Source organism: Anaerotignum sp. (genome assembly GCF_017483025.1).
Taxonomy (GTDB): Bacteria; Bacillota; Clostridia; order Lachnospirales; family Anaerotignaceae; genus Anaerotignum_A.
Map to the genome: position 1 here is coordinate 1 of NZ_JAFUMA010000020.1, position 11,464 is coordinate 11,464.

Annotated in this window: 15 protein-coding genes and 1 riboswitch; of the genes, 6 read left to right on the forward strand and 9 right to left on the reverse strand. The window is 49.6% G+C overall.

Annotation, left to right across the window (positions count from 1 at the left end; all coding sequences use genetic code 11):
• The 3 genes from IJ369_RS01870 to IJ369_RS01880 all read left to right on the forward strand — a co-directional run.
• The coding region (locus IJ369_RS01870; RefSeq protein WP_290715340.1) for a hypothetical protein at positions 1-404 on the forward strand (404 nt) is incomplete at its 5' end.
• Between the two features lie 224 nt (positions 405-628).
• On the forward strand, positions 629-1,237 hold the full coding sequence (locus IJ369_RS01875) for a hypothetical protein (RefSeq protein ID WP_290715342.1): 609 nt from the start codon (positions 629-631) through the stop codon (positions 1,235-1,237).
• A gap of 17 nt (positions 1,238-1,254) precedes the next feature.
• Positions 1,255-1,551, forward strand: coding sequence for a hypothetical protein (locus IJ369_RS01880; protein WP_290715345.1), 297 nt, complete (start codon positions 1,255-1,257; stop codon positions 1,549-1,551).
• Between the two features lie 12 nt (positions 1,552-1,563).
• On the opposite strand, the gene IJ369_RS01885 is transcribed toward IJ369_RS01880, so the two are convergent.
• The 6 genes from IJ369_RS01885 to tenA form a co-directional block, all read right to left on the reverse strand.
• Complete coding sequence (locus tag IJ369_RS01885) at positions 1,564-2,382, reverse strand: YihY/virulence factor BrkB family protein (RefSeq protein ID WP_290715348.1); 819 nt, start codon at positions 2,380-2,382, stop codon at positions 1,564-1,566.
• A 5-nt stretch (positions 2,383-2,387) separates the two neighbouring features.
• Positions 2,388-3,137: an SDR family NAD(P)-dependent oxidoreductase gene (locus IJ369_RS01890; protein WP_290715350.1), complete on the reverse strand. Its 750-nt coding sequence runs from the start codon at positions 3,135-3,137 to the stop codon at positions 2,388-2,390.
• Positions 3,138-3,317: 180 nt separating this feature from the next.
• Entirely contained in the window at positions 3,318-4,319 is a 1,002-nt protein-coding gene (locus tag IJ369_RS01895; protein ID WP_290715353.1) for an ABC transporter substrate-binding protein, read from the reverse strand.
• Between the two features lie 3 nt (positions 4,320-4,322).
• The gene (locus IJ369_RS01900) at positions 4,323-5,063 is read right to left on the reverse strand and encodes an ABC transporter permease (protein ID WP_290715355.1); all 741 of its coding nucleotides are present in this window, start codon (positions 5,061-5,063) and stop codon (positions 4,323-4,325) included.
• Positions 5,060-5,812, reverse strand: a complete 753-nt coding sequence (locus tag IJ369_RS01905; protein ID WP_290715357.1) for an ABC transporter ATP-binding protein — start codon at positions 5,810-5,812, stop codon at positions 5,060-5,062. Before IJ369_RS01905 ends, IJ369_RS01900 begins: the two co-directional genes overlap by 4 nt.
• A 13-nt stretch (positions 5,813-5,825) precedes the next feature.
• Complete coding sequence (tenA, locus tag IJ369_RS01910) at positions 5,826-6,485, reverse strand: thiaminase II (RefSeq protein WP_290715359.1); 660 nt, start codon at positions 6,483-6,485, stop codon at positions 5,826-5,828.
• A gap of 75 nt (positions 6,486-6,560) precedes the next feature.
• Positions 6,561-6,667: riboswitch (TPP riboswitch) on the reverse strand.
• A gap of 207 nt (positions 6,668-6,874) precedes the next feature.
• On the opposite strand from tenA, the gene IJ369_RS01915 reads away from it, so the two are divergent.
• The 3 genes from IJ369_RS01915 (at position 6,875) to IJ369_RS01925 (ending at position 9,088) form a co-directional block, all read left to right on the forward strand.
• Complete coding sequence (locus tag IJ369_RS01915) at positions 6,875-7,633, forward strand: threonine/serine exporter family protein (protein WP_290715362.1); 759 nt, start codon at positions 6,875-6,877, stop codon at positions 7,631-7,633.
• 19 nt (positions 7,634-7,652) lie between these two features.
• On the forward strand, positions 7,653-8,123 hold the full coding sequence (locus IJ369_RS01920; RefSeq protein ID WP_290715365.1) for a threonine/serine exporter family protein: 471 nt from the start codon (positions 7,653-7,655) through the stop codon (positions 8,121-8,123).
• A 212-nt stretch (positions 8,124-8,335) separates the two neighbouring features.
• Positions 8,336-9,088: a threonine/serine exporter family protein gene (locus IJ369_RS01925; RefSeq protein WP_290715368.1), complete on the forward strand. Its 753-nt coding sequence runs from the start codon at positions 8,336-8,338 to the stop codon at positions 9,086-9,088.
• 36 nt (positions 9,089-9,124) lie between these two features.
• Here the strand turns inward: IJ369_RS01925 and recR are convergent, their stop codons facing one another.
• The 3 genes from recR to dnaX all read right to left on the reverse strand — a co-directional run.
• Entirely contained in the window at positions 9,125-9,721 is a 597-nt protein-coding gene (gene recR / locus IJ369_RS01930) for a recombination mediator RecR (RefSeq protein WP_290715370.1), read from the reverse strand.
• 15 nt (positions 9,722-9,736) lie between these two features.
• On the reverse strand, positions 9,737-10,075 hold the full coding sequence (locus tag IJ369_RS01935; protein ID WP_290715372.1) for a YbaB/EbfC family nucleoid-associated protein: 339 nt from the start codon (positions 10,073-10,075) through the stop codon (positions 9,737-9,739).
• A 78-nt stretch (positions 10,076-10,153) separates the two neighbouring features.
• On the reverse strand, positions 10,154-11,464 hold a 1,311-nt coding region (gene dnaX, locus IJ369_RS01940), incomplete at its 5' end, for a DNA polymerase III subunit gamma/tau (protein ID WP_290715375.1).

Genomic DNA, 11,464 nt, shown 5'->3' on the forward strand with positions numbered 1-11,464 from the left:
CTTACGACATTTCTCCGCTGAGCGAAAATTTTGAAACACTTGACGGTATCTTATCTGAAAATGAATCTGCGGTAGAAGAAATCAGCGACAAAATTGGGACACCTGCAGAAAACGGACAGACTTTATTTTCTCTGCTGGCAAATAACAACAGCGGTACAGGATTTACTGCAATCAAATCCCTGCAAAGAGCTCTTAGCGGCAATCTACAAGGAAAAACATCCAAAACCATTAAAATCAAGTCCGTTGATCCAACGAAATGCCTTTGCATTTTGGAAAGACTGCAGGATGACTGCACTGTTACAGAACAACTTGAGTATGAACTAAACACAGATTCTGTTACTTTCACCGCTCCAGGTCTAAACTATATTTTTATCGTTGGTCTCTGGATCATTGAATTCTGCTAAGTACCTGAACACAAAAGTCAGGAGCGCCGCAAAGCAGCGGCGCGAGCCTCCAAAACATAAAAACCTCTAAAAACAATAGAAATCAGTAGAAAAGCAAAAAAGCCAATTTCTCACAAATCGAGACTGTGGGAGACTTGGCTTTTTTATAATGGAGAGAAATAAGCGCTTATTTCTATAAATTTATTTTCTACTGATTTCTATAGAGGTTTTAAAGGAGGTTTTTTATGGCAACATTTACGGAAAACTACAGCCTGATCAAGCCAGATCAGGCGGACTATTACGACGTGGCGGATTGGAACGAAAACATGGACACCATCGACGCCCAGCTGGCCGAAGCCGCGGAGGCCAACGCCGCTCTGCTGGAATTGCTGCAAGGCGGCGCCGCGAAAGAACAGCTCTACGCACCCACAGAAACCAGCCAATATGCTTTGGCTGAACTTTCTACCACTTCTTCTTACAAAACGCTGAAGCTGGCCCAATTTCGGGCAAAACATTCCGGGGCTATCCTGCTGCATCTGAAATATACCACCACGGCTTCCAGCACCACCAACAGCCATACCCTTTCCTGCTATCAGGCCCTGGACAGCAGCTATCTGGAACTGGAACCCTTTGCCGCTTCCGGCGAACTGAACTACGCCAAAAGCGAAAGCTATCTCAGCTTCAGCCTGAGATATGACATCAACGAGGCAAGGCTTATCCTGCCCGTCACAAAGGGGCATACCTATTATTTCGAACTCTATACCAATTCCCTCACGAAATTGGTGGTTTCCCAACTGGATATCTGCTTCGACGTGATCAGCGAAGAGGATATCGTGGAATTTGAAACAGAATAAATAAAGGAGGTTTTTTTATGACACTGGAAGAAAGAGAAAAGGAAATGATGGAAAAATTTCAGGCACTGGATGAAAAACAGCAGGAAAAAATGGCCATGGCGGAACGCTGGCGCAGAGCCGGGCTGGATTGGGACAGCCTGACGGAAGAACAGCAGAAAGGCTATGAAAACTGGGATAAAATCATCATCGATATGGAGCTGTACATCGCCAACAGGGTTTGGGATGCGGCATGGATGATGGCAGAGGAAGGATATGCCAAAGAGGATATCGAGGCCTTTGCTGCGGCCCACCCCGAGCTGCGGGAAAATGCATAAAAAAAGAAGAGGTCATTCGACCTCTTTTTTATTTGCTTCCCGAAGGGCCTGATTGAAGACCGCCCCCAGAAGGAGGGCCGTCATGGACCAGTTCAGCCAGATGAGAAAGGCGATGATGGCACCGATGGAACCATAGATGACGGAATAATTGCCCATATTATCCACGTAATAGGAAAAGCCGAAGGAATAAACCATCCAGAGGGCCGTGGAAAGGAGCGCCCCGGGAAGGATAAACCCCCACGCAGGGGGACGATTCGGGGAAAAATAATAGATCGCCGAAATCAGCAAAATCAGGGCAATCGCCATGGGCAGGAAGCGGGCTTTCGTCCAGATGGCGATGAATTGACTTGTAATCGGAAGGAACTGGGCCACGAAATCCAGAACGGATTCCCCGATGATCATCAGGATCAGCATGACGGGGATGAGGATCAGGATGAAAAAGGAGAGGATGAGGATTCGTTTGGTGTGGCCGATGGGCTTTTCTTCGCCGTAGATATCGGATACTTCATCGGTGAGGTTTTTCACTGCGCGGTAGGGGAACCAGAGGGTGAACGCCAGGCCGAAGGTCAGGATGGCGCCGTTGGAGGTTTCCGTCATGTGGGCGATGGTGAGGTTTAATAATGTGATGACATCCGCAGGGAGAAAGGCCGCGGCGTCCCCTTCCAGAGAGATCATGGGCAGATGAAGAAAACCCAGAAGAGAGATCAGGGAGATGATGAAGGGGAAGATGGCAAAGACCAGATAATAGGTCAGAGAAGCGGCACGTTTGCCGACTTCCTTGCCCAGGAAGCCTTTGATGGTCAGTTGGAGGATTTCTTTTGTTTTTTGCATAAGCGTTATCCTTTCTTGGATTGGGCCGCGTAGGCCGCTTTCAGCATGAGGGATTCGGGGAGGAATTTTTCGCCGATGTAGGTCAGCTTCATCAAAACGCCGGGGAGAACCACTACTTTGCCACGGAACATGCCATTGATGCCTGCCTTGGCTACTTTATAGGAAGAAACACCGCCGATGGAATGGCGCACATTGGCACGTTTATCGAAGCCCGTTTCCACGTGGCCGGGGCAAAGGGCCGTGATTTTTACGTTGGAACCGGACTGGCGCAGTTCTTCGTGGATGGCCTCCGTCAGGCGAAGGACGTAGGATTTGGTGGCGTAGTACGTCGACATCAGCGGGCCCGCAAGAAAGCCTGCGGAAGAGGCGACATTCAAAATGTAGCCGTGGTCTTTTGCGCGGAAATCTGCCAGGAACAATTTCGTCAGGATATGGACGGCGCGGACATTGAGGTCCAGCATGTTCAGTTCCGTTTCCAGAGGGACTTCCCACGTGGGGCCGAAGGCGCCGAAGCCGGCGTTATTGATGAGGATATCGATGTCCTCATTTTTTACTTCATTATATAGGTAGTAACAGTCGGATGCTTTGGAGAGATCGACTGTGATGGTGCGTACGTTTACAGGCAGGCGGCGGGCGATCTGCTGCATTTTTTTGGTATCGCGGCTGGCGATGATGAGGTCGATGCCCTTTTTCGCCAGGATAAAGGCCATATCGCGGCCAATGCCGCTGGTCGCACCTGTGATGAGTGCTTTCATAATTACCCTCCTTTGTGCGAGGCGCTGCCTCGCGCTCCGCTAAGGGGAATCATTCCCCTTAGAACCCCGAATGCCATAAAGCATGCGCTTCATGGGAAGGGTTTCTTTCGATTTTCTTCCTTTATTATAAGCATAAAAAAAGCAGATTCTCAATAGAGAGTCTGCTTCTTTTTTATTTTATCATTCAGCCAGCAGGTCGACCACCATAAAGGAAACATCCGCCTGCTCGCTCAGAAGGCCCATTTCATAGAGCCAATCTGCATTCTGCTGCCATACGGCTACATCCTGAGACATAAAGGGCGCATCGGCTGTTTCCATAACGGGCAGCAGCATGTTCATGCTTGCTGTTTCCACGGTTTCAGACAGAGGGAAGTTTTCCGCATTCTGGTTATCCAGCAAAATCTGCAGGGCTTCTTCGGGGTTTTCCTGCATAAAGTCGAAACCTTTCTGGGCTGCACGCAGAAATTTCTGGATTTTTTCGGGATTATTTTCTACGGCATCCTGGCCAGCCAGGAATACCAGTTCATAATATTCAGGCACGCCGAAATCTGTAGGGAAGAAATAGTTGATTTCGATGCCCTGTTCTTCCAGCTGAGGCACTTCGTGGTTCACCATATTACCGATGGTCGCGTCTACCTGACCGGTTGTCGTTGCTGTCAGCAGGTCAAAGCCAACGTCGATCAATTCGCAATCCTCCGCAGAAACGCCTGCTTTTTCCAGCATACATTCGATCTGAGCTTCGGAAAGGGCTGTGCCTGCGTAGCCGATTTTTTTACCTGCCAGATCTGCCGCTGTTTCGATACCGCTTTCCTTCAGGGAAATGACAACATTCAGGGATTCCTGTGTGACGGAGCCAACGGAAACGATGGGCACATCTTCTTCCACCGCTGTCAGGATGGCATCCTGCAGATAATACATGCCGATATCCGCCTTACCTGCTGCAGGCAGGGAAATACCGTCATTTGTATTGGCAGGGAAATTTACCACCAGATTCAGACCTTCTTCTGCAAAATAGCCTTTTTCCTGCGCCACATAGAGGAAAGAATGCAGGGCATTGGGGTACCAGTCCAAAACAACTGTTACATCTTCCAGGCCATCATCCGCTGCAGGTTCGCTGCCGCCGCAGCCGACTGCGCCAAAAGCCAGAACGGCTGTCATAATCATTGCAAACAATTTTTTCATATCTTAGAGCTCCTTTCGCCAGGTAATGATTTTATTTTCAATGAGGGTAATTACCCAAACTGTCAGCATCGCCACCACGGAAAGCAGCACCACAGGCGCGAACACGCCTGCACCGTCCAGCTGGGTCATCATACGTTTACTGAAATAGCCAAGGCCGCTCTGTGCCCCAAGCCATTCTGCGATGGCAGCCCCGATGACACTCATGGGAACAGCCATTTTGATGGCGGAGAAGAAATTGGGCAGAGCCGTAGGCAGCTTCAATTTCAGAAAGATATCCTTTTTCGTCGCGCCGTATGTAATCAGCAGTTCTTCCATTTCCCGCTTTGTCCCTTTCAGACCATCGAACACGGTGATGGCAATGGGAAAGAATGTCATCAGGATGGTCACCAGAACCTTGCTCCAGATGCTGTAGCCAAACCACAGGATGAACAGGGGCGCAATGGCTGTCGTGGGGATAGTCTGGGATGCTACGATAACGGGATACAATGCTTTTTCCAGTCTGGGGTTCCAGTCCATGGAAATTGCCAGAATGATACCCAACACAATGGAAATGCACAGCCCCAGAGCAGTCACGCCCATGGTCGCAGGCAGATGCTCCAGAAACAGTGGTTCCCGCAGTTCCCACAATCTCACCAGAATTTCCACAGGAGAAGGCAGGATATATGCCGCATCGATACCCATGGCTGCCCCCTGCCAGATGAGCAGCAGGACGAATACCAGAATCAGAGAAGAAATGTTTTTCATACGCTCACGCTCCTTCTCAGTTTGCCGATGAGCTGTTCTTTTAACTCAACGATCTCAGGTCGTTTCAGGTCACTTCTATCTCGTTTATCAGGCAGAGGCACTTCCACCATTTCCATAGAAGAAAAGGGTCTGTCCTGAATGACAAAAATCTTTTTAGAAAGGAAAATGGCTTCCTCTACGTCGTGGGTGATGAACAGAATCGTCTTATGATAATGTTCTCTCTGCTTCAGCAGCCATTCCTGCATATCCACGCGGGTCAGGAAATCCAGCGCAGAAAAAGGCTCGTCCAAGAGCAGCATATCCGCACCGGAAAGCAGCGTTCTGGCAAAGGATACCCTCTGCTTCATGCCGCCGGAAAGGTCTTTGGGGTACTTTTTTCTATAATCCAAGAGACCTACCTGCTCCAGCACCTCTTTACAGCGTTTTTCCTGTTCTTCTTTGGAAACGCCCGCCAATTCCATAGGCAGGCAGATATTTTTTTCGATAGTGCGCCAAGGGAACAGCAGGTCCTTCTGTGGCATGAAAGCGCTGTACTGCTTCAATGCGGAAACAGGCTTGCCGTCCACCAGAATTTCGCCCTGCTGCAGCCGTTCCAGCCCGTTGATGAGGCGGAAAATGGTGCTTTTGCCGCAGCCGCTGGCACCGATGATGGAAACAAAATCCCCTTCTTCCACAGAAAAGGACAGGTTCGTCATCATAGGGGCCTCGTCCCCTTCGTATTGGAATGTCACATTTTTAAATTCCAACATAGTGTTTTACTCCTTAATATTTTAACTCGTAGGCCATCGTCCAGAAATCAGCCTCATATCGGCTGCAATTTACAAAAATCTCTTTCAGATGTTCTTCTCTTTCTTTGGAAATGCCTTCACCATACTGATTGACAAGGTCGATGATCAGCTGTGTGCTTTCGCAGTATTCCTTGCAGGAATAGCCATTCACCCACTCGCCGTACATCGGATGCTCCAAGGCACCGGGGATGGTCTTATGATGCTCCCCAATCATCTGATAGCTCCATGCGCAGGAAAGCACTGCCACCAGAATTTCCAGCACGCCGCCTTTATGGGCTTCATCCAGCATATAGGAAGTATAGGATTGATTCGTCAGGGAAGACTTTGTTGCGGCAACCTCCTCCTCGGAAATACCCAGCCTAGCCATATAGGCTTTATGTATTTTCATTTCGCCATCCAGGGTGTCATGCACCATGCCTGCGAAAAGCTTCATCAGCCTTTCCTCCTCCGCTTTCACCACCCCAAGGGCGAACACCTTGGCATACTGCAGCAGATAACGGTAATCCTGTATCATGTAAAAGCGGAAGCGTTCCATACTAAGTGTCCCATCCCCCAGTTCCTTCACAAAGGGCTGATCCAAATACCCATCCCAGATGGGCTTTGCCGCTTCATACAATCTATCTGTCAATTTCATAACATCATCCTTTCTTCTGAAAGGAAAAGCGAAAGGCATAAAAAAGACCTTTCCCCGTCGGGAAAGGTCTTGATTGACTTTCTTATTTCGCTTCCCTCCGTTGGTACTAACCACATCAAGTTCAAAGGGTTGGAAAACACATTCCTCTCAGCTGCTCCTCGGCAGCACCCCCAGCTTTCTGAAACTATTCAGTTCTTTTCTATTATAGCACTATTTCCGGCATTGTAAATCCTTTCTTTTTCAGACAAACGAAAAAACTTCCTATTTTGAATAAAAAAAGTGTAAAAGTTTTTAAAAGAATATACTTTACTTTTTTTTGAAAAGAGCTACACTAATAGGGTGCAACCAAAATGCCTGAAAAGCTTTTAAAATAAGAAAGGAATTTCCATATGGATTATGATACCCAACTGATCAACCTTGCACTGGATGCAGGCGAGCTGATGCTGGCATCCGGGGCGGAGACCTTCCGTGTGCAGGATACCATGAAGCGTATCCTCTCCGTATCCGGCAGAGATAAGATCGAAGCACTGGCCATGTGTACCCTGCTCATCGTAACGCTTCCCAGAGAAGAAAAAGGGCCTCTTTCCATGGCCCGCGCCGTAAAAAGCCGCGATGTAAACTTTGAAAAGATCTGCGCGGTAAATGATATGTCCCGTGCCTTCGTTTCCGGCCAGATCACTGTGGAAGAAGCGCTGGATCGCTGCCATGCCATCTATGACGCCCCCAATTTCCGCTTCGGCACCCGTGCCCTGGCCTATGCTCTGAATGGCGCAGGCTTTGCCATCATGGTAGGCGGCGGCGTGCTGGACGGCTTCGTTTCCTTCTTCGTTGCCCTGCTGATGGGCGCCACACTGGTTTATCTGAGCGATAAAAAGGTGCCTTTCTTCTTCGGCCCTCTCATGGGCGGTCTGGTAACGGGTCTGGTGGCCTGCGGAGCCCATCTCTTCCTGCCCGGCACCCAGCTGGATAAGATGATCATCGGTACCATGAAGGCATTGCTGCCCGGCCTTGCCCTCTCCAAAGCCATGCGAGATCTTTTGGAAGGCAACCTCATCAGCGGCAATTCCAAGGTCGTGGAGGTATTGCTCAATGCCGTTTCCATTGCCGGCGGCGTAGCCATCGCCCTGACCATCTTCCATATGTCCTAAGAATCGGAGGTCAAAACTTATGAATGAACAAATCTTTTATTATATCGTACATCCTCTTATTGCATTCGTTGCCTGCATGGCCTATGCCATCGTCTGCAACGCCCCCAGAAGAGAGATCCCTTACAGCGGCCTGACTGCTTTTATTTGCTGGCTGACCTATCAGCTGGTGATCCGCCACGGCGGCACAGCTTTCGTTGCCACCCTGCTGGCCACCTGCGCGGCTACATCCTTTGCCCGTATCCTTTCCTATCACCGCATGCTGCCTACCATCGTGTATCATATCCCCGGCATCCTGCCTCTGGTACCCGGTGCTGCCGTATATCGTTGCATCACTTCTGCCATGGAGGGCGGCGCCCTGGATACGACAGTCAATATCCTGACTGCCTTTAAGCTGGCAGGCGCCATTGGTATCGGTTCCGTTATCGTGCTGGTACTGCCCCAGAAATGGTTCAGCTTTTTCCCCCGCCATCTGAATCGAAAAGATGCCTGAAAACCGTACAAAAACCCAGTGGTCATAAAAACCATTGGGTTTCTTTTTGTCTATTTTTGACCCTACTGCCGCAAAAACCCAAAACACCGATCTTTTTTTGCCGAAAAAACCCTCTTACCGTAAAAATTATTTTACTTTACATTTTGAAAAAGACGGATAAACTATACCAGTAAGCATTTTTATTGAAAAAATACCCGGAAAGGAGGACGGAAATGGATAACGATACAAAACTGATCAATCTGGCATTGGACAGCGGCGAGATCATGCTGAAAAACGGAGCGGAAACCTTCCGTGTGCAGGATACCATGAAGCGTATCCTTTCCACTACCGGCAGAGATAAAATCGAAGCCCAGGCCCTTTCCACCCTCCTTATGGTGACCCTGCCCAGAGAGGAAAAAGGCCCCCTTTCCATGATGCGGGGCATCCACAGCCGCACGGTCAATTTCCATAAGGTCTGCGCTGTCAACAACATGTCCCGTGCCTTCGTCTCAGGGCAGATTTCTCTGGATAATGCCCTGGCGCAGGTGGAAGCCATTCGCAATGAATCCGCATATCACCCGTTCCTGCATATCGCAGGTTATGGCATCATTGCCGGAGGATTTTCTTACCTCACCGTCCCCTCTATTCTGGATGGATTCCTTGCTTTTCTGGTGGGGATGCTGCTGGGCGTACTGGATCTGTGGCTTGATTCCAAAAAAGTCCCCTATTTCTTCGGGCCATTTCTGGGCGGTGTCGTAGCGGCCCAATGTGCCTGCTGGATACATCCTCTGTTCCCCACTTCCCATATCCATAATATCATTATCGGCAGCATCATGCCCCTGCTTCCCGGGGTCACCTTTTCCAAATCCATGCGTGATCTTTTGGAGGGAAACCTCATCAGCGGCTATACCAAGGCTGTGGAAGCCCTGGTCGTTGCCTGCTCACTGGCAGGGGGCGTCGGCATGACATTGTCTTATTTTGTATAAAAAATAACCCCAACGAAAATTCGTTGGGGTTTCTTTTTACAGTTCTCTTCTGCCCTCTAATGCACGGGACAGTGTAATTTCATCCACATATTCCAGGTCGCCGCCCACGGGAACACCATTGGCGATACGAGTCACCTTCACATCCAGAGGCTTCAGCATCTTTGCGATATACATGGCCGTTGCTTCGCCCTCAACATTGGGGTTGGTAGCAAGGATGACTTCCTCCACCGTGCCGTCGATACGGCTGATGAGCTCACGGATACGGATATCCTGGGGGCCAACACCTGTCATGGGGGAGATGGCGCCATGCAACACATGGTACACGCCATGGAATTCCTTCGTTCTTTCATAGGCCGCCATATCTCTGGGGTCTTCCACCACCATGATGACCTTGTGGTCACGTTTCACATTAGCGCAAACAGGGCAAATATCCTCTTCCGTCAGGTTACAGCAGACGGAACAGTATTTCACCTGATCCTTCGCCTCCAGAATGGCTTCGGAAAGGGCCGCCACCTTTTCACGGGGCATATGGATAATATGGAACGCCAGCCTTTGGGCGGATTTGCCGCCGATACCGGGCAGGCTCGCCAATTCTTCGATCAATCTTGTTACCGGGTTGCCGTAATAATTCATGCTATCCCTTCTTTATCAGAACATGCCGCCCAGGCCGCCTGTCATTCTGCCCATTTCAGCATTGTACATTTCTTCAACCTGACGAATTGCTTCATTGACTGCGGAAATGATCAGGTCTTCCAGCATTTCAACATCATCGGGATCAACAACGTCGGGGTTGATCTTCAGTTCCTGAATTTCTTTTTTACCGGAGATAACAACTTTCACTGCGCCGCCGCCACTGGTCATTTCCAGTGTTCTTGCCTGCAGTTCTTCCTGTTTTTCCATCATCTGTTTCTGCATTTTCTGTGCCTGTTTCATCAGGTTGTTCATGTTCATGCCGCCCATACCGCCGGGGAAACCGCCTTTTGCCATATTTCATTCCTCCTAAAATCTTTTTCTAAATTACATATCTTTTATATTCTATCTGAATCCTTGCCTGATGACAAGGGGTTATTCAACATCTGCTTCGGGGAAATATTGCCCCAGAAGGCTTGCAAATTCCGCATCTTCTTCCGCTGTGGCAACGTCTTCCTGCTTGCCGTAGGCCGCTTCATACCACTTATCGTATTCTTCCTTGGTAGTGGTGCGGATTTCGAAACTCTTGCCCGTTTCCTTTTCCAAAACAGCAGAGATTTTATCGATGCCCCGTTCCACCATATCCGCCAGAGCAGGATATTCGCAGATGAGATACAGGAAATCATCTTCCTTGAAGCCCACATCCACCTGACCCAGCATGCTTTTCAGCACCACATCATCCACATCGTTGCGGAGCAGTGCCCACTGGTCCTTCACCTGTTTTCTATCCTCCGGCAATGCGGGCGGTTTGCGCTTGGGCTTGGGCGTTTCTTTTGGTGTCGCAGCGGTGCTTTCCGCTGCTACGGCAACGACCTGTACGCCCTCGGCAACCTTCCGTTCCAGTTCGCCCAGACGAGCCGCCAGTGTGGTGATGTCCTTTTCCGTCCAGGGGGCGCAGAGCTTCATCAGCTCCACTTCCAGCAAAATTCTTTCGTTGGGTGCCCATTTCAGTTCGCTCTGCAGGTCGGAGAATTTTCCGATGAAATAGATGATCTCTTCGGGAGAAAGGACTTTCGTTGCCGCCTGCAATTTTTCCGCATCCTCCTGAGAAAGATCCAGTACGTTTTTCGCATCGGGGATGGTCGCCGCCATGAGAAGATTCCGCAGATGCTGCAGCATTTCCGTCACGAACTGCTTCACATCTCTGCCGGAAAGCATCATTTCTTCCACCAGTGTCATAGCTTTTTTTGCATTTTTCTGGGCCAGGGCTTCGGTCATCTCGAAGAAAATGGTCTGGTCTACAGCGCCCATAATATCCAGCACCTTTTCCAGTGTCACTTCCTCGCCGCTGAAAAAGGCAAGGCACTGGTCCAGGATACTCAGGGAATCTCGCATGGAGCCATCCCCCAGCTGTGCCACATAGCGGATAGCTTCGGGCGTTGCTCTGTGCCCTTCCTTCGAAAGATATTTCGAAAGGGTTTCCGCGATGGTCTCCGTCGTGATACGGCGGAAATCGAACCGCTGCACACGGGACAAAATCGTCGCAGGAACTTTCTGAGGGTCTGTGGTCGCCAGAATGAAGATAACATGTGCGGGGGGCTCTTCCAATGTTTTCAGCAGTGCATTGAAGGCACTATTGGAAAGCATATGCACTTCGTCGATGATATAGACTTTAAACCGTCCCTGGGTAGGGGGATATTTTACTTCTTCGCGGATTTCGCGGATATTATCTACGCTATTGTTGGA